Annotated in this window: 22 protein-coding genes; 9 read left to right on the plus strand and 13 right to left on the minus strand. The window is 72.5% G+C overall.

The window, feature by feature from the left end; all coding sequences use genetic code 11:
* Positions 1–60: 60 nt before the first annotated feature.
* The 4 genes from LL648_RS16395 to LL648_RS16410 all read right to left on the minus strand — a co-directional run bounded on the left by LL648_RS16395 (position 61) and on the right by LL648_RS16410 (position 4,022).
* A complete protein-coding gene (locus tag LL648_RS16395; RefSeq protein WP_232663432.1) occupies positions 61–1,653 on the minus strand; it encodes a mucoidy inhibitor MuiA family protein in 1,593 nt (530 codons plus the stop codon).
* Positions 1,654–1,791: 138 nt separating this feature from the next.
* Positions 1,792–2,793, minus strand: coding sequence for a hypothetical protein (locus LL648_RS16400; protein ID WP_232663433.1), 1,002 nt, complete (start codon positions 2,791–2,793; stop codon positions 1,792–1,794).
* A gap of 75 nt (positions 2,794–2,868) precedes the next feature.
* A complete protein-coding gene (locus tag LL648_RS16405; RefSeq protein ID WP_232663694.1) occupies positions 2,869–3,267 on the minus strand; it encodes a RidA family protein in 399 nt (132 codons plus the stop codon).
* Positions 3,267–4,022 carry an SDR family NAD(P)-dependent oxidoreductase gene (locus LL648_RS16410; protein ID WP_232663434.1) on the minus strand — a complete coding sequence of 252 codons (756 nt, stop codon included), beginning with the start codon at positions 4,020–4,022 and terminating at the stop codon, positions 3,267–3,269. Before LL648_RS16410 ends, LL648_RS16405 begins: the two co-directional genes overlap by 1 nt.
* Positions 4,023–4,067: 45 nt before the next feature.
* On the opposite strand from LL648_RS16410, the gene LL648_RS16415 reads away from it, so the two are divergent.
* A complete protein-coding gene (locus LL648_RS16415; RefSeq protein WP_232663435.1) occupies positions 4,068–4,865 on the plus strand; it encodes an enoyl-CoA hydratase-related protein in 798 nt (265 codons plus the stop codon).
* A gap of 139 nt (positions 4,866–5,004) precedes the next feature.
* On the opposite strand, the gene LL648_RS16420 is transcribed toward LL648_RS16415, so the two are convergent.
* A complete protein-coding gene (locus LL648_RS16420; RefSeq protein ID WP_232663436.1) occupies positions 5,005–6,093 on the minus strand; it encodes an MGH1-like glycoside hydrolase domain-containing protein in 1,089 nt (362 codons plus the stop codon).
* 117 nt (positions 6,094–6,210) lie between these two features.
* Between LL648_RS16420 and LL648_RS16425 the strand changes: the two genes are divergently transcribed.
* Positions 6,211–6,414 (plus strand): hypothetical protein, encoded by a 204-nt coding sequence (locus LL648_RS16425; RefSeq protein WP_232663437.1) that lies wholly within the window; start codon positions 6,211–6,213, stop codon positions 6,412–6,414.
* Positions 6,415–6,501: 87 nt separating this feature from the next.
* On the opposite strand, the gene LL648_RS16430 is transcribed toward LL648_RS16425, so the two are convergent.
* Positions 6,502–7,290: a 5-formyltetrahydrofolate cyclo-ligase gene (locus tag LL648_RS16430; protein WP_232663438.1), complete on the minus strand. Its 789-nt coding sequence runs from the start codon at positions 7,288–7,290 to the stop codon at positions 6,502–6,504.
* Positions 7,291–7,333: 43 nt separating this feature from the next.
* Here LL648_RS16430 and LL648_RS16435 point away from each other — a divergent pair, with 43 nt between their 5' ends.
* The gene (locus tag LL648_RS16435; protein ID WP_232663439.1) at positions 7,334–8,167 is read left to right on the plus strand and encodes a nucleotidyltransferase family protein; all 834 of its coding nucleotides are present in this window, start codon (positions 7,334–7,336) and stop codon (positions 8,165–8,167) included.
* Positions 8,168–8,182: 15 nt separating this feature from the next.
* On the opposite strand, the gene LL648_RS16440 is transcribed toward LL648_RS16435, so the two are convergent.
* Genes LL648_RS16440 through kynA form a run of 3 tightly spaced genes read right to left on the minus strand, consistent with a single transcriptional unit; the run spans position 8,183 to position 10,821 of the window.
* Positions 8,183–8,722 carry a MarR family winged helix-turn-helix transcriptional regulator gene (locus LL648_RS16440; protein WP_232663440.1) on the minus strand — a complete coding sequence of 180 codons (540 nt, stop codon included), beginning with the start codon at positions 8,720–8,722 and terminating at the stop codon, positions 8,183–8,185.
* Positions 8,723–8,731: 9 nt separating this feature from the next.
* Entirely contained in the window at positions 8,732–9,970 is a 1,239-nt protein-coding gene (locus tag LL648_RS16445) for a kynureninase (RefSeq protein ID WP_232663441.1), read from the minus strand.
* Complete coding sequence (gene kynA / locus LL648_RS16450; protein ID WP_232663442.1) at positions 9,967–10,821, minus strand: tryptophan 2,3-dioxygenase; 855 nt, start codon at positions 10,819–10,821, stop codon at positions 9,967–9,969. Before kynA ends, LL648_RS16445 begins: the two co-directional genes overlap by 4 nt.
* 164 nt (positions 10,822–10,985) lie before the next feature.
* Here kynA and LL648_RS16455 point away from each other — a divergent pair, with 164 nt between their 5' ends.
* Positions 10,986–11,711 (plus strand): LppU/SCO3897 family protein, encoded by a 726-nt coding sequence (locus LL648_RS16455; protein ID WP_232663443.1) that lies wholly within the window; start codon positions 10,986–10,988, stop codon positions 11,709–11,711.
* Positions 11,712–11,869: 158 nt separating this feature from the next.
* Here LL648_RS16455 and LL648_RS16460 read toward each other — a convergent pair whose 3' ends face one another.
* The 3 genes from LL648_RS16460 to LL648_RS16470 form a co-directional block, all read right to left on the minus strand.
* Positions 11,870–13,063, minus strand: a complete 1,194-nt coding sequence (locus LL648_RS16460; protein ID WP_232663444.1) for a GNAT family N-acetyltransferase — start codon at positions 13,061–13,063, stop codon at positions 11,870–11,872.
* 88 nt (positions 13,064–13,151) lie between these two features.
* Positions 13,152–14,108 (minus strand): AEC family transporter, encoded by a 957-nt coding sequence (locus LL648_RS16465; RefSeq protein WP_232663445.1) that lies wholly within the window; start codon positions 14,106–14,108, stop codon positions 13,152–13,154.
* Between the two features lie 29 nt (positions 14,109–14,137).
* Positions 14,138–15,400: a hypothetical protein gene (locus LL648_RS16470; protein WP_232663446.1), complete on the minus strand. Its 1,263-nt coding sequence runs from the start codon at positions 15,398–15,400 to the stop codon at positions 14,138–14,140.
* A 261-nt stretch (positions 15,401–15,661) separates the two neighbouring features.
* On the opposite strand from LL648_RS16470, the gene LL648_RS16475 reads away from it, so the two are divergent.
* Genes LL648_RS16475 through LL648_RS16485 form a run of 3 tightly spaced genes read left to right on the plus strand, consistent with a single transcriptional unit; the run spans position 15,662 to position 21,938 of the window.
* The gene (locus tag LL648_RS16475) at positions 15,662–17,914 is read left to right on the plus strand and encodes a glycerol-3-phosphate 1-O-acyltransferase (protein ID WP_232663447.1); all 2,253 of its coding nucleotides are present in this window, start codon (positions 15,662–15,664) and stop codon (positions 17,912–17,914) included.
* Entirely contained in the window at positions 17,901–20,795 is a 2,895-nt protein-coding gene (locus LL648_RS16480; RefSeq protein WP_232663448.1) for an HAD-IB family hydrolase, read from the plus strand. Before LL648_RS16475 ends, LL648_RS16480 begins: the two co-directional genes overlap by 14 nt.
* Positions 20,796–20,798: 3 nt before the next feature.
* On the plus strand, positions 20,799–21,938 hold the full coding sequence (locus LL648_RS16485) for a CaiB/BaiF CoA transferase family protein (RefSeq protein WP_232663449.1): 1,140 nt from the start codon (positions 20,799–20,801) through the stop codon (positions 21,936–21,938).
* A gap of 64 nt (positions 21,939–22,002) precedes the next feature.
* Here the strand turns inward: LL648_RS16485 and pdxR are convergent, their stop codons facing one another.
* Positions 22,003–23,487, minus strand: a complete 1,485-nt coding sequence (gene pdxR, locus LL648_RS16490; protein WP_232663450.1) for a MocR-like pyridoxine biosynthesis transcription factor PdxR — start codon at positions 23,485–23,487, stop codon at positions 22,003–22,005.
* Between the two features lie 111 nt (positions 23,488–23,598).
* On the opposite strand from pdxR, the gene LL648_RS16495 reads away from it, so the two are divergent.
* Both LL648_RS16495 and LL648_RS16500 read left to right on the plus strand, forming a co-directional pair.
* Complete coding sequence (locus LL648_RS16495) at positions 23,599–24,243, plus strand: DsbA family protein (RefSeq protein ID WP_232663451.1); 645 nt, start codon at positions 23,599–23,601, stop codon at positions 24,241–24,243.
* Positions 24,240–25,133: a DMT family transporter gene (locus tag LL648_RS16500; protein ID WP_232663452.1), complete on the plus strand. Its 894-nt coding sequence runs from the start codon at positions 24,240–24,242 to the stop codon at positions 25,131–25,133. The genes LL648_RS16495 and LL648_RS16500 overlap by 4 nt, the downstream gene beginning before the upstream one ends.
* The last annotated feature ends 55 nt before the right edge of the window (positions 25,134–25,188 follow it).

Genomic DNA, 25,188 nt, shown 5'->3' on the forward strand with positions numbered 1-25,188 from the left:
CCACCTCCTGCTAGGAGTATGGCGCCGCGCTGACGATAGTCAAGAGAGCGATATGAACGATCAGCTCCAGCCGGTGAGCGGGGTGTCCTTCGGGTGCTCGACGGCGTAGCGGACCTCGCCCGTCCAGGTCGCCTGCGGCTCCAGCGCCGCCTGCCACGTGAACCGGCCCAGGTCGTCGCGCTCCGCGGGCTCGGGGGTGATCACGACGTCGACGACGGAGACGTCGGAATGGCGCGACACCGGCAGGCGATCGCGCACCGACACCTTGGTCGCCGTGGCCCGGCGGTTGGCGACCGTCGTCGTCCAGCGTTCCGCCGCGCCGCGGGTCGAGGTGAAGCGGGCGCGACGGGTGGTGCGCTCGGCGAGCTTCCGCTCGACCACGACCTGCGGGTCGACGCCGAGCGCCAGCTCGATCTCCGCGCCGGGCGCGGTCTGCTCGATCGCGGTCGTGCCGACGTAGGAGTCGGCGAGGAAGGCCGAGACCGGCCCCGCGAGCAGCACCTGCTCGCTCGTGTTGGTGATGGTCGCGCGGAGGTGGGCGTCGTTGCTCAGCGCGGGCGCGACGACGTGGTCGAGCTCGGCGTCGAAGGTTAGCGTCGTGATCGTGGTGCGGTGCGGGGTGCTGTCGCTCGGCACGGCGACCGGGCGCGGCAGCCGCCACGAGGCGGAGACAGCCGTCTCGATGGTGCTGGAGACGGCCGTCGCCTCGAACGCGGCCACCGGAATGCCCGGGTTGGTCTTCTCGGCGGCACCGGCGGGAGCCGCGGCCCGCAGCACCATCCCGTCGAAGGCCTCGCCGTACCCGGCCATCTGCCTCGCCGGCGCCGGCATCGGGATGGGCCGGTGCACGTCGACCCACCAGGGGTCGAGCTCCGGCACCGTCGACGAGACGGCGGGACGGGCGGTCGAGAGGGTCAGCTCGCACGCCGGCCAGCTCTCGCCGGTGCCCTGGGCGACCATCCCGTACCAGGTCAGCGTGACCTTCCCGGTGTCGTCGAGGCGGGCGTCGTACGCGGGTGACCAGCCGGCGCCGTCGGCGACGTAGATCAGGTCGAGCTCCAGCTCGGTCTCCTGCGCGGCCTCGATCCCGATCGTCGCCTGGCGGCGGGTGCGGCCGGACGCGGTGAGCCGGGAGAGCTCGGCACGGGCGGCTTCGAGCTCGCGCAGGGCGTCGACGCGGCGCTCCGCGTTGCCCCGCCGGCTCGCCGCGACCTCGACGAGCTGCGCCGCGACGGTGCTCGCGACCTCGGCGACCCGGCCCGGCTCCGCGGTGCCGTCGGCGAGCGCTGCGGCGAGCCGATCGCCGCTGCGGCTCGCGAGCCGGTTCAGCAGCGTCGCGCGGGCGGCGTCGCCGGAGTCCGCGCCGTCGACCACGGCCACCTCGCGCTCCGCGGCCCGCACCGCTCCTTCCGCTGCGCGCACCTGCTCGTCGGGCGCGACGGCCAGGTCGCGGTAGACGAGGTCGACCCCGATCACCCGCGTGTCGCCGGCCGAGCGGCCGGTCACCCGCACCGACTCCTCGACGACGGACAACGGAAGATCGGCCACCACGACCTCGCTCGTGCCGGCCGGGACGGTGACCCGACCGCGGCGCGTGACGCGCGCTCGCTGGGGGTGGACGGTGACGGCGACGATGGGCGCGTCGAGCTGCATGGCACCGACGCTAGCGCCTCGCGGCCCTGCCCGGACGAACCTCGCCGGGTGCGGTCCGGGGAGGGCAGGAAAGCCACTTTCCGGCCCTCACAGGGCAGCAAAGTGGCTTTCCTGCCCTCCCGACGGGCGCCGCCGCGCCTAGAACTCCACGCACACAGCCAGCGCCGAGATCGTCTGCCGCTCCGCGGAGGTGCGCCCGAACACGCCCCAGCCGCGGTCCCCGACCGGGTAGGAGTCGGTGATCGTGACGGCGTCGCCGACGGTCGACGTGGCGCCGCCGCCGAGCGCGACCGTGCCCTCGGGACACGTGACGGTCGCCTGCGCGTACCCGTTGATCGGTTCCGCCTCTCCGGTCGTGACGTTGTGGTAGCGCGGCGCGTTCGCGCACATCGCGTAGGAGCGGATCTCGATGGGGTCGGCCGCGAGGTTGCGGGCGTTCGCGACCCAGTGCTGCACGCCGATCCGGTACGGCCACGTGCCGCTCACCTGCACGAGTCCGTTGGAGGAGTCGAAGCCGCCGCCGAGGACGGCACGGTTGGACGCGCACGTCGCAGTGGTTTCGGTGACCTGACCGGACTCGGGGTACGTGCTGAAGTCGCTGACCTCGTACCCGCTCACGGCGCCGGCCTGCACGCAGACCGCGTAGACGGTCACCCCCGCTCCGGCACCGGACAGGTTGCGGACCGAGACCTCCCACCCGTCGCCCTGGAAGGTCGTGGGCCTGGAGCCGGTCATGTAGACGCCGCCCGAGCTGGAGTTGTAGCCGCCGCCCCCTGCGGCGACGAACCCGCCCGGGCAGTAGGTCCAGACCGCGTACCACTCGCCGTTCGGGACGGTGATCGGCCCGTAGCGGGCCACGTACCGGTTCGGGTCGGCCGCGGCCGCGTGCGACTCGGACGGCGGTTCCTTCGCGAGGTCGCTCGCCGGCGGCGCGACCCACGGGATCTCCGCGTCTGCGGGCGGCATGGGCAACGCCTTCTGCCCGCCCCGGTCAGCCGGGTCGTCGGGCGCCACGGCCGACGACCCGTCAGGTGGGGCAGGGGGTTGTGCCGCCGCCGGACCGGCTGATGCCAGCATCAGGGCGGCGACGGCGACGGCGGACAGCACAACGCCGGTTCGGCGCCAGCGGGCGGCTTTCACGGACTCTCCTCGCGGCTGGGGAACTACCACCGCGAGGATCTGGCGTCGGCGTTTCGCGCCGATTACACGTCTATCTCACCCGTTCGGTGGGAGCACCGCCGTGCCCTGCACCTCCACCAGAGCGGCGTCGTCCCACAGCCGCGCGACGCCGATGCCGGCCGTCGCGGGGTACTCGGTGCCCATGAGCTGCTTCCACACGGCGCCGATCTCGCGCGCGTTGGCGCGGTAGTCGGGCACGTCGACGATGTAGATGGTGAGCGCGGCCAGGTGCTCGGGCCCGCCGCCGGCCGCGCGCAGCGCCACGAGCATGTTGGAGAGCGCCTGCTCGAACTGCGCCACGATCCCGTCGCCGACGATGTTCCCGGCCGCGTCGAGCGCGGTCTGGCCGGCGAGGAAGACCGTGCGGCCGGTCCCCGCCACCGCGTGGCTGAATCCGGAGGGCTTGGCCAGCTCCGGGGGATTGATGCGTTCGATCACGACTGGATGGCACCGCCGTCCACGTTGATGCCCTGGCCGGTGATGGCGGCGCTGGCCACGCAGAGCAGCACGGCGTCGGCCACCTCGTCGACCGTGATGAGCCGTCCGATCGGTTGCTGCGCTGCGAGCCCGGCCCGCACCTCGGCCTGGGGGCGGCCGGTGCGCTCGCTGATGCGGGCGACGGACACGTCGGTCATCGGGGTGTCGACGTAGCCGGGGCAGACCGCGTTCACCGTCACCCCGGTCTTGGCCACCTCCTGCGCGGTGGAGCGGACCAGCCCGAGCAGACCGTGCTTGCTCGCGGTGTAGGCCGAGACGTACGGCTCGCCGCGCTTGGCAGCCGTCGACGCGACCGCGACCGCCCGGCCGAACCCCTGCGCGACCATGCCCGGCAGGACCCTGCGCAGCATGCGGAACGGCGCGGTCAGGTTGAGCTCGAGCATGTGCTCCCAGTCGGCGTCGGTCACGCGGTGCAGCGGCGCCGAGACCGCCGTGCCCGCGTTGAGCACGAGCACCTCGACCGGGCCCCACTCCTGCTCGACCTGCGTGACGACCTCGTCGGCGGCATGCGCCTGGGTGATGTCGGCGGGGAGCACCAGCGAGGGACCGGGCAGGGTGGCGGCGAGCGTGGTCAGCTCCGCCGTGCTGCGCGCGGTCAGCGCGACCTGGTGACCCTCTGCGGAGAGCCGCCGCGCGACCGCCGCGCCGATCCCGCGCCCGGCGCCGGTGACGAGGCACCGCCTGCTTCCCATCCCGCGAGCTTGTCAAGCGTTGATGACGGCCGTCAAGATTGCAGCATGCGTACTGAGGAGTTCACCGACATCCGGTACGTCGTGGAAGAGGACAACCACGCCGTCATCACGATCGACCGTCCGGATCGGATGAACTCCTTCCGCGGCCGCACGGTCGACGAGCTGATCTCCGCGTTCAAGCACGCGTGGGCCGACCGGACGGTCGCGGCGGTGATCCTCACCGCGACCGGCGAGCGCGCGTTCTGCACCGGCGGCGACGTCAAGGAACGCGCCGAGACCGGCGGCTACGGCGAGACGGAGTGGGGCACGTTCGAGATCGAGCGCCTGCACCGGATCATCCGGGACATCCCGAAGCCGGTGATCGCCGCCGTGAACGGCATCGCCATCGGCGGCGGGCACGTCCTGCACGTGCTGTGCGACCTGACCGTCGCGGCGGAGAACGCGACGTTCGCGCAGGCCGGCCCGCGGGTGGGCTCGTTCGACGCCGGCTTCGGCTCGGCCTACCTCGCGCGGGTCGTCGGCGAGAAGCGGGCGCGGCAGATCTGGTTCCTCCTCGACCGCTACGACGCCGCGACCGCGGAGCGGTGGGGCCTCGTGAACGAGGTGGTGCCGGCCGCGGAGCTGCTGGACACCGCGCGGGCGTGGGCGCGCAAGATCGGCTCGTACTCGCCGACGGCGCTGAAGTTCCTCAAGCACTCCTTCAACGCCGACTCCGACCACATCAGCGGCATCTCCCACCTCGCCTTCGACGGGCTGGAGCACTACGCCCACAGCGAGGAGGGGATGGAGGGCGCGAAGGCGTTCGCGGAGAAGCGGCCGCCGGACTTCAGCAAGTACCGCTAGCCGCGGCCGAGGTGGGGTGCCGGGGAGGGCAGGAAAGCCACTTTCCGGCCCTCACAGGGCAGGAAAGTGGCTTTCCTGCCCTCGCGTGCACATCGCACCGCGACCGACTCGCCAGCGGTTGTGCACCCGAACTCGTGCTTCAGCCGAGCCACTCCAGCGCCACGGCCGCGGTCGGGGGGTGGTCGCGGGCGCCGAGGGGTTCGCCGGTGACCGGCTCGTAGAACTCCCCGAAGCAAAGGTCGCCCAGCTGCGCGACGGAGGCGTCGGCGAGCACGGCGCGCAGGTCCCACGCGCTGTCGCGGGCCGAGGCCCAGCCGAGCAGCATCGCGATGATAGGGGAGACGGGTCCGTGCCACTTCACGCGCCTGCGGAACCCGGGGCTCATCGGCGAGACCGTCGGCGGCAGCGGGTAGTGCAGCGCGCCGTGCCCGAGCCAGTCCTCGCCGAGCAGCAGGGTGCGCTGGCGGGCGGCCAGCTCGCGGTTGCCGCCGGCGAGCAGCGGCGCGAACCCGGCGATGGTCGACGCGGCGATCCACTCCCCGGTCTCGCCGTCGACGTCGCGGGCCAGCGACGTCGCCGGGTCGACGCTCACGGCGACGCCGGCGCGGAAGCGCGCGGCCAGTGCGTGCAGCTCGGCCGTCGCGTCGGTGCGGCCCAACTCGTCCGCGATGCCGGCGAGCACGTCGTTGGCCGCGGCGAAGATGCCGGAGAGGAACACGTCGCGCGCCCGGAACGCCGAGGCGTCGGCGCCGGCCCGCGCGCGCGGGCCGTCCCACCTGGGTGAGGTGTCGAAGCCCGATTCGACGCTGTGCCGGATCTCCAGCAGACCGGTGCCGTCGGGGTCGCGGACCTTCGCCAGCCACCGGTGCCACGCCAGCCACCGGTCGAACGACCGGTCGGCGAACGCCTCGGCGGCGGCGAGGTCGGCGCCACCCGCTTCGGTGGCGCGGTCCAGCACGTGCCCCAGGGCGATGACGTGCACCGGGGGCGCGCACAGCCCGGCCGCCTCGCTGGAGAGCGGCAGCATCCCGGTGTCCTGCTGGGCCTGCAGCAGCCGGTCGAGCTCGGCGACCGCGCGGGGGACGTCGAAGCGTGCGAGGCCGATAGCGGTGATCGCGGAGTCCCACGTCGGCCGGACCGGCGCGCGGTCGAGGCAGGTCACCGCGGCTCTGCGGAGCGCCATCAGGTTCACGACCGTGCCCGTCACGGAACGCCGCTGAGAACCCACCGGCGGAACCGTAGGCCAAAACCGGCCGCGGGACCCACGGAATCGGCCGAAAGATGCGCGCCACCCTGGCGTGTCGCACAGGGAGCAGCGCGCCCGGTCGCGGTCCATGATGAACCCATGAGCGACGAGCAATGGTTCTACTGCCTCAAGCACGGCACGGTGGAAGGCCCTGAAGGTTGTCGTGCGGCCGACCGGCTCGGCCCTTACCCCGACAAGGAGACGGCCGCCCGCGCGCTCGAGATCGCCAAGGAGCGCACCGAGTCCGCCGACCGCGCCGACAAGGAATGGGCCGAGCGGGGCGCCAAGCCGGCCGACGACTAGCAACTTCCCCACCGTTTTGTGCACTTGCGCGGCCGCAGAGCGCGCAAGTGCACAAAACGGTGGGGAGATTTGGTCGCGCGGCCCGGCTCAGCGGTTGCGGTCGGCGGCGAGCGCGGCCAGCAGCGGGATGGCCGCGATCTTCTCCGCGGTCAGCTCGTCCCACCGGATCCCGCCGGAGGGCCGCTCGGCGCGGGCCGCGCGGCAGTCGATCAGCCGCTCCGGGGTGACGACCAGGTCGACGGGCGCGTCGTGGCCGGTGGTCGGGATGTGGCCGGCGGGGCGGACCTGCAGCTCGTGCACGGTCGTGACGACGAGCGTTCCCGGCCCGATCAACCCGGCCGAGGCCGCCAGCGCGAACTCCAGGTCGGCGAAGCCGCCGCCCTTGCCGAGGCGGGCGCCGTCGGCGCCGACCGCGACGCAGCCGGTGACCACCAGGTCGACCGGTTCCAGCTCGGCCACTGCCACCCGCTGCGCCGAGCGGGTCGCGCCGGCGATCGACGCGGCCTTGCGCGGGGTGTCGGCGAGCCGGTCGGGGTCGAGGAGGAAGAACGGCTCCGGCTCCGCCAGCCGCGGCACCGCCATGTAGACGGTCTTGCCGTCGGCCAGCGCACGCTGGCGCACGGGGAGCTGCGCGGAGTCCGGGTTGGCCTTCACGGTGCCGGCGTCCTGCCACTCCGGCATCGCCCGCAACCGCTCGGCCGCGGCCTCGGCGCCGACGAAGTTGGAGATCCGGTTGCGCGCGCCGGGGAACCGTGCGACCCCGCCCTCCGACAGGGCCGTCCACACCTCGTCGCGCAGCGCGGCCTTCGCCGCGAGGACCTCCGGGTCGCCGCCGGCGTCGTGGTCGTGGCGGCGGGACGCTCGTGGGTTCGGCACACGAGAACCCTGCCCCACGGCGTCCGGCCGGCAAGATGGGCCCGTGATCGATCCACCCGAGCTCGAAACGATGCTCGAAACGATGGCCACCCGGCTGCTCTCCGTCGACGGGGTGGTCGGGGTGATGCTCGGCGGCAGCCGTGCCAGGGGCACCCACCACCCCGACTCCGACGTCGACCTCGGCCTCTACTACCGCGGCGGGCTCGACGTCGCCGCGCTCGGCAGGCTGGCCGAGGAACTCTCCGGCGACGGCGCGAGCGTCAGCGATCTCGGCGGTTGGGGCCCGTGGGTCGACGGCGGCGGCTGGCTGCGGGTCGACGGCACCCCCGTCGACTGGATCTACCGCGACCTCGACCGCGTCCAGGCGGCATGGCAGGACGCCCAGGCCGGCCGGTGCGCGTTGCACGCGCAGGAGGGGCACCCGCTGGGCTTCCTCGACGTCGCCTACGCCGGCGAGGTCGCGCTCGGGGTCGTACTGGCCGACCCCACCGGCGAGCTCACCGCGCTGCACTACGCCGCCCTGCAGTACCCGCGACCGCTGGCGGAGGCGCTCGTGCAGCGGCTGGCGCGGGCGCGGTTCTCCGTCGCGGTCGCGCGCAAGGTCGTGAACCGCGGCGACACGACGTTCGTCGCGGGCTGCCTCTTCCGCATCGTCGGGCTCTGCGCGCAGGCGCTGCACGGCCGCGCCGGGCGGTGGCTGATCAACGAGAAGGGCGCTGTAGCCGCCGCGGGTGCGTTGCCCGTCGCACCGGACGGGTTCACCGGACGTGCGCACGGCGTGCTGGCCGCGATCGGGTCGAGCCCCGACGAGCTGGGCGCGGTCCTCGATCGCGCCGAGGCACTCGTCGACGAGGTGGAGCTCAGCTGCAAGTGGTGACCGTGCCGGACCGGCTCAGCGCCGCCGGTTCGCCGCCGCCGCGACCGGGCTCGCCATCAGCTTCTCCAGCAACGCCGTGAGCTGGTCGACCTCGTCGGCCGAGAGCGCGCCCGCCCACGTCCGCTCGCGGACGTTGTGCGCGGCGAAGGCCGAGGTGATGGCGTCGGTCCCGGCGGAGGAGAGGGTCAGCTCGACCGAACGCCGGTCGTGCCCGGCCTTGCGCCGCTCCAGCATGCCGTCCCGTTCGAGCGTCTTGACCAGCGCCGAGACCGCGGCCCTGCTCATCCCGGAGAGCTGCGCGACCCGCATCGGTTCGAGCGGTCCGGCGACCCACAGCACGAACAGCACCCGGAATCCCGCCCACGACCAGCCACGGGGCCGGTGCACCGTCGACTCCAGGTCGTAGACCAGCGCGTTCGATGCGCGGTACAGGCTCAGCACGAGCCGCATCGCCCGCGTGTCGACGTCGGGGAGGATCCGGTGCGTCCGCTCGACGGCGACCTCGACGAACGACCAGAAGTCCAGCGACTCCTCTGCGGGGGTGGGCGGCGGCACCCGCTGAGCCTATTGGCCGAGCCCTTCCACCACTTCGCGCAACACGGTCAGCCCGGCGTGCACCTCGGCGAAGCTGGTCGAGAGCGGCGCGAGCCCGATCCGGATGCCGTCGGGCTCCCGGTAGTCGGGGATCACGCCACGTGCCCACAACGGGTCGAGCAGCTTGCGGAACCCGGCGCGGCGCAGGGTGACGTGCCCGCCGCGGCGCTCCGGCGCGCGCGGCGAGACCACCTGCACGCCGAGCGAGCCCGGCCAGCTGTCGACGATCTCCAGCGCGTACGCCGTCAGCGCCTGCGACTTGGCCCGCACCGCGCCGATGCCAGCTTCTTCGAGCATCTCCAGCGCGGCGAGCAGCGGGACCATCGCGAAGATCGGCGGCGTGCCGCTGACGATCCCGCGCACCCCGGCGGCCGGCGTGTAGCCGGGGCCCATCTCGAACGGGTCGCGCCGCCCCATCCAGCCCTGGATCGGCTGCCGCAGCTCCTCCTGCAGGTCGCGGCGCACGTACCCGAACGCGGGCGAGCCGGGCCCGCCGTTGAGGTACTTGTACGTGCAGCCCACGGCGAGGTCGACGTTCCACGCGTCCAGCTCCAGCTCGACGGCACCCGCCGAGTGGCAGAGGTCCCAGAGCACGAGCGCACCTGCGTCGTGCGCGATCCGGTTGATCGCGGGCGCGTCCGCGAGCCAACCCGACCGGTAAGCGACGTGTGACATCAGCACGAGCGCGGTCTGCGGCCCCACGACCTCGGCGACCTGCTCGGGGGTGATGCCCGCGGTCGGGTCGGTCTCGACCCACCGCAGCGTGCAGCCGCGCTCGGCGGCGATGCCCTCCAGCACGTAGCGGTCGGTGGGGAAGTTGTCGGAGTCGACGACGATCTCGCGGCGCCCCGGGCGACCGTCCACGGCGGCCCGGGCGAGCTTGTAGAGCATGACGGTGGTGGAGTCGGCGACAACCGTCTGCCCAGGTGCCGCGCCCAGTGCCGCCGCGGCGACCCGGTCGCCCACCCGCTCCGGCCACTCCATCCACGGCCCGTCCGGACCGTCGTCCGTCCAGCCGCGGATGAGCCGACCCGCCCACTCCTCGCGCAGGAACCGCTCGACCCGGTCGGCCGTGACCGCGGGTGGCCGGCCCAGCGAGTTGCCGTCGAGGTAGGCGACGACGCCGGGGCTGGGCACGAACCGCTCGCGGAACCGGGCCAGCGGGTCGGCGGCGTCCAAGGCCTGCGCAGAGGTGGTGACACCGGTCATCGGCCGATCTCCGTCCGCACCGCGTACAGCTCTGGGAAGAACGTCAGCTCCAACGCCTTGCGCAGGAACGTCACCCCGCTCGACCCGCCGGTCCCGCGCTTGATCCCGATCGTCCGCTCGACGGTCTTGAGGTGCCGGAACCGCCATAGCTGGAAGTTCTCCTCGAGGTCGACCAGCTCCTCGCACGTCTCGTACGCCTCCCAGTACTCGTGGGCGTTCTCGTAGATCGTGCGGAAGACCGGGACGAGGTCCTCGCAGAACGTGTGCGGCTTCGTGACGTCGCGATCGAGCACCGCGGCCGGGACGGGGTGGCCGTGCCGGGCGAGGTAGCGCAGGAACTCGTCGTAGACGCTGGGCCGGGCGAGCAGGTCGGCGAGCTGCGACCGGGCCCGGTCGTCGTGGTGGAACAGCTCCAGCATCGCGGCGTTCTTGTTGCCGAGCACGAACTCGACGCTGCGGTACTGGTCGGACTGGAACCCCGACGACGTGCCCAGGAAGCTGCGGAACTCCGCGTACTCCGACGGCGTGAGCGTCGCGAGCACCGACCACTGGTCGGTCAGCGTCCGCTGGATGTGCTTGACCCGCGCCAGGCTCTTCAGCGCGGGCCGCAGGTCGTCGGCGGCGAGCAGGTCCTGCACGGCGCGCAGCTCGTGCAGCACGAGCTTCAGCCACAGCTCGGACGTCTGGTGCTGGACGATGAACAGCAGCTCGTCGTGGTGCTCCGGCTTGCTGACCGGGTGCTGCGCGGAGAGCACCTCGTCGAGGTGCAGGTACGCGCCGTAGGACAGGTTCACCGTGAAGTCGCGGACGACGGAGTCCTCGATCGGGCGGATGTTCCCGGGGTCGGCCATGGCAGCACTCTATGTACCGCCCCCGGCGGTGTGTCGGAACGGACAGCAAAGCCTTACCCACCGCAACGGTTCTCACCCTCCGCGGCCATGCCGCCGCGGCCGCATCGAGCGAATGCTGCTTCCAGCAACGCCGTGTCGGGCGGCGCGCAGCACAGGAGCCCCCCATGAACCAGCCCTTCCCTCCGGGACACCCCGGTCAGCGGCAGCCCTCTGCAGGTCCGGGCCACCGGCCGCCCGCGATGCCCGGCACGTACCTCCGCAACCCGTCGCCGCAGCAGTACTCCGGCCCCGGTCCTCGCCGGCCGATGCCGCCGCGACCCATGCACGGGCCAGGGCCCGGGCCGTACGGTCCGGCGACACCGCCGATGCCGGGCATCCCGGCCCCGCGCCCGCCCGTCGACGGCCGGGTCCCCCAGCAGGCTCAGCAGTGGCCCGGACAGCAGTGGCCCGGACAGCAGGGGCCCGGACAGCAGGGGAACGGCTACTGGCCAGTGGACACCGCACCGGGCCTGCTGCTCCGCCCCCTGCCCGGACCCCCGCCCGGTGCGCCGCGCGTCCGCCGCTCGAAGAAGTGGATCGGTTGGGTCGTGGCCTTGCTCGTGCTGGCCGGGCTCGGCGGCGCCGGCTACTGGTTCATCGGCCGCACCGCCCCTGCGGCCGCCGCGGTGGGCGACTGCGTCGCGGAGCGGGGCACCAACGACGTCGCCGTGGTCCCGTGCGGCGACCCGTCGGCGGCGTTCCGGGTGGTCGGCCGGCTGGAGGAGCGCACCATGATCGACGCGAGCCTTTTCGCCTGCACGCCGTTCCCCGACGCGACCAGCTCGTACTGGCAGGGCAAGGAGGGCGTCGGCGAGCTGGGCCTCGTGCTCTGCCTCGCCCCCGTCACCTGAAACCTCCCCACCGTTTTGCCAACCTGCACGGCCCCGAGGGCGTGCAGGTTGGCAAAACGGTGGGCAAGTTCGGCCGCGGCCGGGCGAGTTCCCCACCGTTTTGGGCACTTGCGCGCCTGCGGAGCGCGCATCCACCCAAAACGGTGGGGAAGTTCGGGTCAGAAGTTGGTGCCGAAGACCGGCAGGCGCTCCGGGACGAACGCGGCGTTGAGCCGCCCCACGACGGACGGATCGGCCGTGAGCTGGCCGGCCCTGGCGAACGTGCTGGGGGTGTGCGCGCCGAAGAGGAGCGCGCCGAGCGTCGAGATCCCGAACGAGGCCTCGGCGGTGTCTCCGGTCGGCTCGCAGGTGGCGCCCTCCGGGCCGCCGCGCAGCCGGAACCGGCCGCCGCGGTCGAGGAACGTGTCCTCGACGTCCAGCACGACGTCGACCTCGGTGGCGTAACGACGGGCGCTCAGCACGGCCGGCACGTCGAGCACCCGCGCCCACAGGCCGTCGGCAAGGCCCGTTGTCCGGACCAGCCGTGAGTCGGTGAGCAGGAACGGCAGCGGGTCGTCGAGCGGGCAGGAGCGGATCCGCACCTGCTCGACGAGGTCCATGCCCAGCAGCACCCGCCACAGCGCGGCGTGCGCCTCCGGCGTCGCGGCGAAGAAGTCGGCCACCCGGCAGCTGTCGTCGGAGTGCCCTCGGCGGTAGGAGACGTACCCGTCGGGGTGCGCGATGTAGAACAGTGCCGTCGCGCCGCCCTTGTTGTAGTCGCGGTCCGGCAGCATGGTGTCCCACCACGCCTCGCTGCGGCTGACCGCGCCCGGCGTGACCGCGCACCAGCGTCGGTGCACGTCGGGCGCGTGCGTGCGGGCCTCGTCGGCGTCGATGAACCGGGCGCCGCCGGGGTCGGGCGCATCGGGCCGGAACGACGTGAGCCGGCGGTCGATCTCGACCTTCGCGGTGCGGGTGGCCGGTCCGTAGCCGAAGCGGCCGTAGATGCTGGCCTCGCTGGCCGTCAGGATCGAGAGCGGAGCGCCCTGCTCGATGAACGTGCTGTGCTGCTCGGCCATCATCCGGCGCAGGATCCCGCGCCTGCGGTGGGTCGCGGCCACCGACACCCAGGTGACACCCGGGGACGGCACCACCGCCCCGCCGGGCAGCGTGATGTCGAACGCGTACGACCCGGCGACCCCGACGATCGCCTTGTCGGCGGGGTCGGTCGCCAGCACGAACCGCTCGGGCTCGAAGACCTTCCGGAAGTCCTCGATCTCGGCGGCCGAGAAGTGGGCGCCGAAGGCCCGCCCGTCGGTGGCGGCCATGGCGGGGACGTCGTCAGGGGTGGCGCGGCGCAGATCGGGGATCACGGAGCCCGATTGTGGTGCACCGGCGCCGGCGCGTCGACGCAGTTCCGGTGCACGTCCGCGCGCGACCGCGGGCTAGCCGCGACATGTCTCAGGCGAGGAGGAGCGCGGCGATGGCGGAGAGCGAGAAGATCGCGAGGAGCGTGGAGAGCACGACGGTGGCCGCGACCTCCTGGACGTGGACGTCGAACTGCTGGGCCAGCACGTAGCACGTGGCGGCATTCGGCAACGCCGCCATGAGGACGGTCACGAGCGCCCACAGCGGCGGCATGGGGAAGGCGAAGGTGACCAGCAGCAGCACGACTGCGGGCTGGAGGATCAGCTTGACCTGCACCGCGAACCCGATCTCCGACACAGCCAGCGCGCCTGCCCGCAGCGAATCCACCGCGCGCCGCAACGTCAGGCCGAGTGCGAAGAGCGCCCCGGGCGCCGCCGCAGCGCCGAGCAGGATGCCGGTCTGCCAGACCGGTCCGGGCACCTGGAGGCGCAAACCCGCGACGACCAGGCCCGCTGCGACGGACAGGGCCACCGGGTTCAGCAGCACGCGGCGCGCGATCGTCCGGGTGAGCGAGCCGGTCGTGGTCGTGGATCGGGCTGCCCCTGGCCCGGTGTCCCGCTGTTCGGTGATCGTCGCCCATGCCAGGAACGTCCCGATGCACAGCAAATTGTGCACGAGTGAGCCCAACGCGGCCGGGAACGCGGCGTCGGCGCCCCGGATCGCGATGAGCAGCGGGACGCCGAGGTAGGCGACGTTGCCGTACGCGGCGACCATGCCCACCGCACCGGCGACCGACACCGAGCGGCGGAACAGCAAGCGGGCACCTGCGGCGCCGAGCAACCATGCGACGACGATCCCGGCGACGATGGCGAGCCCGAAGTTCATCGGGATGCCGGCGGTGAGATCGGCTCGGGCCACAGAGGTGAAGAGCAATGCGGGCAACGGCACGTAATAGACGAAGTCGTTGAGGGTCTTCGCCATTCCTGAGTCGAAGGTGCGGCGAAAGCTCGCCGCATACCCGATGAGTACGACCGCGAACAGCGGTGCCACCGATAAGAGGATCTGTCCCATGTGCGCCGTCAGCCCGTCACGCGGTCGAGCACCCGAGGTGTTGTTTGCAACTCTTCCAGTGCGGCCCGTTGCACGTCGTCGAGCCGGACGATTCCGGTGTAGAAGTCGCGGATCTCGTCGAGCAGTTGCGTGAATCGGGCACGCTTCTCCTGATAATGCGCACCCTCCATGTGGGAGCGCAGTCGGCCGCACACCCGCTCGACAAAATCCTCGTCGAGGCGGTCGGTCGGTACTCCTGCGCGGGTGAGCATCTGGTGCACCGTGCGCGGGAACAGGCCAATCGGGTTGAGGAAGTACTCGACCGAGCGGCGAACTCCGAGGTGGTCGGGGACGTTGACGATCCCGGCGTTCTCGTTCTCGACGAGCATCCCGCTGATCGGCCGGTAGACATCAGGCACGACCATGAAGACGTCCTCGGCAACGGCTGCAGCCTTCGTGAGCCCTTCGACATCGAGCGCGCCGGTGGCAACGGTGATTCCGCGCTCCTGGAAGATGCGCGCGAGTGCTTCCAAGAGGGGTAGCCCGGCTCTGTTGCCGAACCCGCCCACGCCGCCTTCCACGATCTGGAAGCCGTGCATGACCGAGATCAGGGAGTTCGCCGTGCCGAGGCCGCGGTCATCGTGGCCGTGCAGGTAGAACTGCATATCCGGGTTGTCGTGGACGAGGTTCGCGGCGAGCACGGCCGTCGCATGAGGCAGCAGGGTGCCGGTCGAATCGTTGATCCGCACGAGGTCGATGCCGAGCTGGCGGCACCGGGAGATCTGCTCGTCGATGAAAAGGTACTGCTCCTCGTCGACGTCACCGGAGAAGGCGTTGAGGATGCTGGCACGGAAGCGGTGCACGCCTGCTTGGGCAAGCCGCTCATGCACCCGTTCCAGCAGGTTCTCCGACTGGCCGATCTCGATCATCCCGAGGCTCACGGAGATGTCGGCGAGGTAGTCGCGCGGCACGTCGGCGGCCAGCGCGGACGTCAGCGGCTCCCAAGTCTGAAGCGTCATGTTGAAGGCGAAGTGGGTGGCCGCCGGCAGTCGGCCGAGCACGAACTTCGCGTCGAGGCAGCGGCGCAGGAACACTGGCTCCGCGATGCCGGAACCCAAATCGATATCACGTATCCCGGCGGCCGCCAATGCTTCGACGAGAAGCAGCTTGCGGGCATCGTCGGCGCCGAACAATGCGCGCTCACCGCCCTCCCGCATGGTCTCGTCCGAAACTCCGCCGATCTCGAAGTCGGCGTAGCGAGGAGTGTGCTGATCGGGGAAATCCAAATGCACGTTCACTCCTGGATTTCGGTACCTGCGCAGAGGGCGCTGATCTGTGAGCGCTCAGTAGTACCAGCGTAGACTCCGCATTTCAAATCTGCCGTCGGGCACACTCCATGATTCACCTGTTCTGCCCAAGGAAGCGGGAGGGCCATTGGCCTTTCGCGAAGAAAGGCCTTGAAGGGTGCCTGCATGGCGGCTCGGAGGACGGCACCGACGCGCAGACGGCACCGGATGGGTGACCGCGCTCACCCCATGGGCCAGGATGGGTGGATGACCGACACCTCGCCCGTGGTTGTGATCGTCGAGGCGCCGAGCGAGGTCGAGCGTGGACTGATCAAGGAGTGGATGCAGGGCGCCGAGATCGCCCCGACCGCGGTGCTGCCACTGCGCGGTGCCGCCCTCGCCCGCCCGCTCGCCCAGCAGCCCTCCGGCACGCTCGTGGTGCCCGTCCGGGTGGCGTGGATGCCCCGCGAACGCAACGGGCAGCGCCGCGTCCGCTGGTCGGACGTCATCTCGCTGACCAACCCGCGCCGCCCGAGCGCTGCCGCGCAGGCCCGCATCGCCCGCCGTGAGCCGGATCGCGCGGTGGTCGTCGCCGCCGAACCGGCCACCGTCGCCGACCTGCGGCTGCGGTTCGGCGGCCGGGCGGCCGCCTCGGGCGGGGACGTCGCATTCGGCGAGTTCGTCGCGCGGCAGGCGACGCTGGCGCTGGACCGCGCGGAGCGCACGCTCGTCGGCGACCGCTACAAGGTGCCCAAGCACATCGTCGAGGACATCGAGGGCAGCCAGCAGTTCCGCCGCGAGATCCGCGAGCTGGCCGCGCGCCTGGAGCTGCCGGAGGCCGAGGTCGCGGCCAAGGCGCAGGACGACCTGCACGGGCTGGTCGCCTCGATGAGCCCGATGGCCGTCGACCTGCTGACCGGCGCGCTGCGCCCGCTGCACAAGCGCGCGTGGGACGTCCAGGTCGACGACGCCGGCCTGGAGAAGCTGCGCGAGCTGAACCGGCGGCACGCGCTGGTGTTCCTGCCGAGCCACCGCTCCTACGCCGATCCGCTGCTGCTGGCCGACGTCCTCGCCGAGCACGAGTTCCCCCGCAACCACGTGCTGGGCGGGGACAACCTGCGGTTCTGGCCGGTCGGTCCGCTCGCCAAGCGCGCTGGCATCGTGTTCATCCGCCGCAGCTTCGGCGACGACGAGATCTACAAGCTGGCCGTGCGCGAGTACTTCGGGTTCTTGCTGGCCAAGCGGTTCAACATGGAGTGGTACATGGAGGGCGGCCGCTCCCGCACCGGCAAGCTGCGCCCGCCCCGCTACGGGCTGCTCGCCAACGTCGCGGAGGCGGTCGAGCGGGGCCGCACCGAGGACGTCTACCTGGTGCCGGTCTCGATCACCTACGACCAGCTGCGCGAGGTCTCCGCGATGGCTGCCGAGCAGGTCGGCGCGCCGAAGAAGGGCGAGGGGCTGGCGTGGCTGGCCCGCTACGCGAAGGCGCAGCTCTCGCCGATCGGCTCGGCGTACGTGCGGTTCGCGGAGCCGATCTCGTTGCGGGCGATGTTGCCAGCCCACGACGACGGTGCCGCCGCCGACGACGATGCGCGCAGGCTGGCCTTGCAGAAGGTCGCGTTCGAGGTGTCGGTCGGGATCAACCGGGTCACCCCGGTCGTCGCGACGGCCCTGGTGACGTTGGCGCTGCTCGGTGTGCGCGACCGGGCGTTGACGCTGGGCCAGGTGCAGCGGGTGCTGGAGCCGGTCCGCTCCTACCTCGAGGAACGTGCGCTCGTCGGTGCGGTCGACGCGCTGCACAGCGCGACCGGCGTGCGGCGCGTGCTGGGGGCGCTCGCGCAGTCGAAGGTCGTGACGATCTACTCCGGCGGCGAGGAGCCGGTCTACGCGATCGAGCGCGGCCAGCACCTGATCGCCGCGTTCTACCGCAACAGCGCGATCCACCACTTCGTCGACCGCGCGATCGCCGAGCTGGTGCTGCTCGCCGCGCCCGCCGAGCGCTGGGACGAGGCGGCGGCGCTGCGCGACCTGCTCAAGTTCGAGTTCTTCTTCCCCGACCGCGAGACCTACCGGGCGCAGCTGACCGAGCAGTTGCGCCGGATCGACACGTCGTGGGAGTCGACGGACGGCGAGGAGGCGCTGCGGCGCACCGACTTCCTCATCGCGCACCGCGTGCTGCGCTCGTTCCTCGACGCCCAACTCGTCGTGGCCGAGCGGCTCGCGGCTCGCGACCCGCGCCGGCCGGTCGTCGACAAGGAGTTCCTCGACGAGTGCGGCGGCGTCGGGCAGCAGATGCTGTTGCAGGGCAGACTGCACGGCCCGGAGTCGCTGTCGCGTGAGCTGTTCGCGAGCGCGTTGAAGCTCGCCGCGAACCGCGACCTGGTCGACCCCGGCCGGGACGAGCTGGGGCAGCGCCGCCAGGCGTTCGCCGAGCAGCTGCGCGCCACGGTGGCGCGGGTGATCAGGATCGACGAGATCGACGCTGAGCTGCGTCGGGAGGCGGTGGGTGTTGAACCCTGAGCTGTGGGATGAGGACCGGCTCGTCGCCGACGTCGCCGCTGGCCCGCAGGGCCCGGAGATCGGCGCCTTCTTCGACTTCGACGGCACGCTGATCGACGGCTTCTCGCTCGGCGCGTTCGCCCGCCACCACCTGCGGTCGGGGCACGTCACCCCGACCGACGTGGGGCGGATGCTGCTGATCGGCATGCGCGGGGTGACGACCGAGGAGGACTTCGAGGAGTTCTTCGTGCTCGGCATGCGCTCCTGGGCGGGGCGCAGCGAGGACGAGCTGACCGAGCTGGGGGAGCGGCTGTTCGTCCAGGGCATCGCGGGGTCGCTGTACCCCGAGGCGTGGCGGCTCGTGGAGGCGCACCGCAGGGCCGGGCACACGGTCGTGCTGGCCTCCTCGGCCACCCGCTTCCAGGTGGAGCCGGCCGCGCGGGCGATGGGCGTCGAGCACGTGCTCGTCACCCCCGTCGGGATCGAGAACGGGCTGGCCACCGGGCGTCCCGGCGGGCCGCCGCTGTGGCGGGCCGGCAAGGCGGCCGCGGTGCGGGCGTTCGCCCCGGACCACGGCGTCGACCTGGCCCGCAGCTACGCCTACTCGAACGGCACGGAGGACGTCCCGTTCCTCTCGACGGTCGGCCGCGCGCGGGCGCTCAACCCGGAGCCGGGCCTCGCCGAGGCGGCCGCGGAGAAGGGGTGGCCGATCGCGCGGTTCCGCCCGCGGGGGCGCGCCGGTGTGCGCCAGCTCGTGCGGACGGCGGCGACGATCGGCGGCATGTTCGGCGGGTTCGGGGCCGGTGTGGCGCTCGGGCTGCTGAACGGCTCGCGCCGCGACGGGGTCGACCTCGGCACGGCGCTCGCGGGTGAGCTGGGCAGCGCGCTCGCCGGCGTGCGGCTGGATGTGCGCGGGGCCGAGCACATCGCCGGCGCTCGCCCCGCGGTGTTCGTCTTCAACCACCAGAGCCAGCTCGACGTGCTGATCCTCGCGAAGCTGCTGCGCGGCGGCTTCACCGGCGTGGCGAAGAAGGAGGCCGCGAACGTCCCCGGGTTCGGGTTGATGTTCCGGCTGGCCGACATGGCTTTCGTCGACCGCGGCAACACCGTGCAGGCGAAGGCGGCGCTCGCGCCGGCCGTCGAGCGGCTGCGCGAGGGGATCTCGCTGGTCATGGCGCCGGAGGGGACCCGCTCGGCGACCCCGGCGCTCGGCCCGTTCAAGAAGGGCGCTTTCCACGTCGCGATGCAGGCCGGGGTCCCGGTGGTGCCGGTGGTGATCCGCAACGCCGGCGAGCTGATGTGGCGCGGGTCGAGCACGATCCGCGAGGGCACCGTGCAGGTTGCCGTGCTGCCGCCGATCCCGACCGACGGGTGGCGTGTCGAGGACATCGAGAAGCACGTCGAGGAGGTGCGCGAACTCTTCGTCGCGACGCTCGCGGAGTGGAACGGGCCGGTGCTGGCGCCGTCGGAGGTGGAGGTGACGACCGGGCCCGAGGGGCCGGTCGCCGCGCCGCTCGACTGGGGCCGCTCCGCCGAGATGAACGCGCTGGAGACGGCGATGTGGCGCGGCGAGGGTGCCGACCCGCGGCTGCGCTCCAACGTCACGCTGCTGGAGCTGCTCGAACCCGCGCCGGAGTGGGACCGGCTCGTCGGCGCGCACGAGTGGGCGTCGCGGATGGTGCCGCGCATGCGGCAGAAGGTCGTCGAGCCGGCGCTGGGCATCGGCGCGCCGACCTGGGTGACCGTCGACGACCTGGATCTCGACGAGCACCTGTCCAAGGTCCGGCTGCCCGCGCCGGGCTCGATGCGCCAGCTGCTCGACGTCGTGCGCGGGTTCGCGGAGGCGCCGCTGCCGCGCGACCGGCCGCTGTGGCGGGCGCTGCTGATCGAGGGCCTCGAAGGCGGCGGCGCGGGGTACGTCGTGACGACCCACCACAGCGCGACCGACGGGCTGGGCGCGGTGCAGCTGATGGGGCTGCTGCACAGCCGCACGGCCGAGCACGACCCTGATCGGCCCGAGCCGCCGATCCCGTCGCCCGACCCGGCAGCCTCGCCCGTCGAGCTGCTGAACGACCAGGTCAGCCGGGCCGTCCGGGGCCTGCCCGGCGAGGTCGTGCGCCGTGGCGCAGGTGTGCTCGGGGCCTTGAGCAGGCCGTGGGACGCGGCGTCGCGCGGGCTCGACGCGATGTCCTCGCTCGGGCGGGCCGTTGCACCGGCGCAGGACGGTTCGCCGCTGCTGGCCGGGCGCAGCGGCGCGTGGCACTTCGAGGTGCTCGACGTCGCGCTGAAAGACCTGAAGGCAGGCGCGAAGGCCGCGGGCGGTTCCGTCAACGACGGGTACCTCGCAGCCGTGCTGGGCGGGTTCCGGCGCTACCACCAGCACTTCGGCGCCGGTGACGTCGAGACGATGCCGATCGGCATTCCCATCAGCCTGCGGTCGCAGGACGATCCGCAGGGCGGCAACCGGTTCACCGGCGCCCGGCTGTCCGGCGCCCTCGACGAGCCCGACCCGGTCGTGCGGATCCGGGCGATCCGGCAGTTCGTGCTCGACGCGCGCGCGGAGACGGCCGTCGACGCCGTCAGCGTGCTCGCGCCGACGTTGAGCTGGATGCCGGCGCCCGTGCTCGGCGCCGTGTCCGGCCGGATGACCTCGGCGAACGATGTGCAGGCCAGCAACCTGCCCGGGGTGGCGCACCCGGTGTACATCGCGGGGTCGCGGATCACGCGCATGTACCCGTTCGGGCCGCTGCCGGGGTGCGCCGCGATGATCACGATGATCTCGCACGACGGCACGTGCTGCATCGGCATCAACCTCGACCCCGCGGCGGTGACGGAGCCGGACGTGCTCGTGGAAGGGCTGCGGGCGGGGCTGGACGAGGTGGTCGCGCTCGCGAAGAGTTGAGCCGTGACCTCCCTCCCGCTCGACGGAGTGCTCGTCGTCTCCTGCGAGCAGGCCGTCGCCGCCCCGTTCGCGACGCGCCAGCTCGCCGACATGGGTGCCCGCGTGATCAAGGTCGAGCGGGTCGGCGACGGCGACTTCGCCCGCGGCTATGACACCGCGGTGCGCGGGTTGTCCAGCCACTTCGTCTGGCTCAACCGGTCGAAGGAAAGCATCGCGCTCGACCTCAAGGTCGACGCCGGCGTGGTGCTGCGCCTGCTCGAACGGGCCGACGTGTTCGTGCAGAACTTCGCCCCGGGTGCGGCGGACCGGCTCGGGCTCGGCGCCGCCGAGCTGCGCGAACGGTTCCCGAGGCTGATCACCTGCTCGATCTCGGGGTACGGCCCCGACGGTCCGTGCCGCGACGCGAAGGCCTACGACCTGCTGATCCAGTCGGAGGCCGGGCTCGTCGCCGTGACGGGCAGCGCGGACGAGCCGGCGAAGGCCGGGATCCCCGCCGCCGACATCTCGGCCGGCATGTACGCGTTCTCCGGCATCCTCGCCGCGCTGTACGACCGCGAACGCACCGGCGCGGGCACGCACCTCGAGATCAGCCTGTTCGACGGGCTCGTGGAGTGGATGGGCTTCCCGCTGCAGTACACGGCGGGCACGGGCGCGCCGCCGCGCCGGACCGGTACCAGCCATGCCGCGATCGCGCCGTACGGCACGTTCACCGCGAAGGACGGCACCGAGGTGGTGCTGGGCATCCAGAACGAGCGGGAGTGGGCGGCGTTCTGCGCGGGCGTGCTGGGCCGGGCCGACCTGGCCACCGACCCGCGGTTCAGCACGGGTGAGGCCCGCGTGCGGCACCGCGACGCGCTGCACGCGGAGATCGACGCGGTGTTCGCGGCGCTCACCGGCGAGCAGGTGATCGGGCGGCTCGCGGAGGCCCGCATCGCGTACGGCCGCCTGCGCGAGGTGGCGGACGTGCTGACCCACCCCCAGCTCGAGGCCCGCGGCCGCTGGACGGAGGTGGGCTCGCCGGCGGGCCCGATCCCGTCGCTGCTGCCGCCCATCTCGTTCCCCGGCCGCCCACCCCGCATGGACCCCGTCCCCGCGGTGGGCGAGCACACGGAGCAGATCCTGCGCTGGCTCGACGAGGGGTGACCGTCGACAACGACGTTCTGGCTGTTGTTAGCGCTCACAAACAGCCATTACGTCGTTGTCGACGTCAGGCGGGGAAGCAGTCGGCCAGCAGCTCGACGCCGGTCGCGATCTTGTCTGCCTGGATTGCGCCGAAGCCGAACACCACGCCGGCCTGTGCCGTCGCCGGGGTGGCTGCGTAGCGGGCCAGCGGGTCGATCGCGACGCCCGACTGCCTCGCCCGGCGGACGACCCGGTCGATCTTCTCGACGGACATGCCGGGCCGGGCCCGCGTGGCGAGGTGCAGCCCGGCCGCCGAGGGCACCGGTTCGAGCCAGCGCCCCAGCTGCGTGGCGACGGCGTCGCTCAGCTCGTCGTGCCGCGCCTCGTACACGCGGCCGGCCGCTCGGATGTGCCGGGCCAGCAAACCCTCGTCGATGAACGACCCGAGCGCGGCCTGCTCGGGGAGCACCCCGTGCCAGTCGGTGAGCCGCTTCGCGGCGCGCAACGCCGGCTGCAGCGAGCGCGGCGCGACGAGGAACCCGATGCGCAGGAGCGGCAGCAACGTCTTGGAGAACGTGCCGACGTAGATCACCCGGCCGTCCCGGTCGAGGCTCTGCAGCGGTTCGAGCGGGCGGTCGCAGAAGCGGAACTCGCTGTCGTAGTCGTCCTCGACGATCGCGGCGCCGTGCTCGTCGGCCCAGCGCAGCAGCGCGGCCCGCCGGGCCAGCGACATCGGGACGCCGAGCGGGAACTGGTGCGACGGCGTCGTGTAGACCAGCGCCGCGCCGCGGGGGAGCGCCGTGACGTCGATGCCCTCGTCGTCGACGGGGACCCCGACGACCTCGGCACCGAGCGCGGTGAACAGCTGCCGCGCCGGCGGGTAGCCCGGATCCTCGACGGCGACGAGCGTGCCGGGCTCGATCAGCACCCGTGCTGCGAGGTCGAGCGCCTGCTGCGCACCTTGCGTGACGATCACGTCGTCGGGCGCGGCCCACAGCGAGCGCGCGATGCCGAAGTGCCGCGCGATAGCGGCGCGCAGGCCGGCGTGCCCGGCCGGCTCGGCGTAGTCGGCCGAGGTGGCCAGCTCGGCGCGCAGCTCACGGGCGACGAGCCGGCGCCAGACCGGCAGCGGGAAGAGCGCGGGGTCGGGCGCGCCGACGCGGAAGTCGAACGGCGGGGCCGACGGGCCGGCGAGCGCGCCGCCCCCGAGAGGCTCCAGATCGCTGCCGAGTGATGCCCACGCGCCGCGCGGCACGAGTTCGGTGGTGCTGCAGGCGGTGCGTTGCCGCGGGTCGGGGCCGGTGCGGTTCAGCGGGGCAGTGCGGTTCAGCGGGACCGTACCGACGAACGTGCCGGCGCCCACCTTGCCGACCAGCACACCTTCCGCGGTGAGCCGCTCGTACACCGTCGCGACCGTCGTCCGCGACACCTGCAGCGTCCTGGCCAGCTCGCGGCTCGGCGGGACCCGTTCACCGGGGCGCAGCAGCCCGGTGAGCACGGCGTCGAGGATCTGCCGGTGGATGCGGGCGCCGATGTCGCCGGGGCCGTCGAGGCTCACGTGGAGCGTCACGTCAGGAGCGTAGCCCGGATTGGGCCAATCATATTGGCAGGAATTGGCGCTACTGCGAACCAATCCGGCCTCGTACGGTCGATCTACCAGAACAGCTGACGAGGAGACATCGTGATCGACGTGGACATGTGGTTCGACCCCCGCTGCCCGTGGGCGTGGATCCACTCGCGGTGGCTCTTGCAGGTCGAGCAGGTGCGCCCGGTGCGGGCCCGGTTCCACGTGATGAGCCTGGCGCTGCTCAACGACGGTCGTGAGGGCCTCGACGAGTGGTACGCGGAGTGGCTCACCCACGGGTGGGGCCCGGTGCGGGTGGCGGTGGCCGTCGAGCAGCGCTACGGCGGCGACGTGCTGCGCGACCTCTACACGACGATGGGCACGATGATCCACCACGACAAGGCGCCGATCGAGCGCGCGCTCTACGTCGCGGCGCTGACGGAGCTCGGGCTGGACGTCGGGCTCGCCGACGCCGCCGACGACACCGAGCTCGACACCGTGCTCAAGGCCAACCACGAGGAGGGCATCGCCCCGCTCGGCGAGGACCTCGGCACGCCGACCCTGCACGTCCCCGGCCCCGACGGGCGTCCGGTCGCGTTCTTCGGGCCGGTCGTCGCGCCGGTGCCGCAGGGTGAGGCGGCCGGCCGGCTCTGGGACGGGCTTGCGCTCGTCGCCGCGACCGACGGGTTCTTCGAGATCCGGCGCGGGCGCGACCGGCTCCCGCGGATCGACCGCAGCGGCGCGCTGGTGGACCAGTCGTGACGAGGCGCGGATGGTTGCTCTTCCTCGGGCTGAGCGTGATCTGGGGTGTGCCGTACCTGATGATCAGGGTGGCCGTCGAGGACCTCGACCCGCTGATCGTCGCGTTCGCCCGCACCGCGCTCGGGGCGCTGCTCCTGCTGCCTATCGCGCTCTACCAGCGCACGTTGTGGCCTGTGTTCCGGCGGTGGAAGCCGCTGCTGGTCTACACGCTGATCGAGATCAGCGGGCCGTGGTTGCTGCTCGGCCACGCCGAGACGCGCCTGACCAGCTCGACGACCGGCCTGCTCATCGCGCTCGTCCCGCCGATCGCCGCGGTGATCGTCACCCGCCTCGGGCACGACCGGCTCGACGCGCGCCGGCTGATCGGGCTCGGCATCGGGTTGGGCGGCGTCGCCGCGCTCGTCGGGCTCGACATCCACTTCTCCGACCTGCCGGCGATCGGCGCGGTGGTGCTCACCGCGATCGGCTACGCCATCGGTCCGATCATCATCAACCGCAAGCTCAACGACCTGCCGCCGATGGGTGTCGTCACGGCGTCGTTGATCGTCGCCGCGGTGATCTACGCGCCGTTCGCGCCGTTCGTCTGGCCGTCGGCGGTCACGCTGGACGCCGGGCTGTCGGTGCTCGGGCTCGCCGTGATCTGCACGGCGCTGGCGTTCCTCGTGCTCTTCGCGCTGATCGCGGAGGCCGGCCCGGCGCGCGCCACGGTGATCACCTACATCAGCCCGGCCGTGTCGCTGCTGCTCGGCGTCGTGGTGCTGAGCGAGCCGCTGACGACCGGCATGCTGATCGGCTTCCCGCTCGTCATCCTCGGCTCGATCATGGGAACGGCCCGGCAGCGCAAGCCGTCCATCCCACCCCCGGTGCCGGTGGCCGTCCCCGAGAAGTAACCGCAAACTTCCCCACCGTTTTGCCAACCTGCACACCGTTCTGCGTGTGCAAGTA

It is taken from the genome of Pseudonocardia sp. TRM90224 (assembly GCF_021245725.1).
Taxonomy (GTDB): domain Bacteria; phylum Actinomycetota; class Actinomycetes; order Mycobacteriales; family Pseudonocardiaceae; genus Pseudonocardia.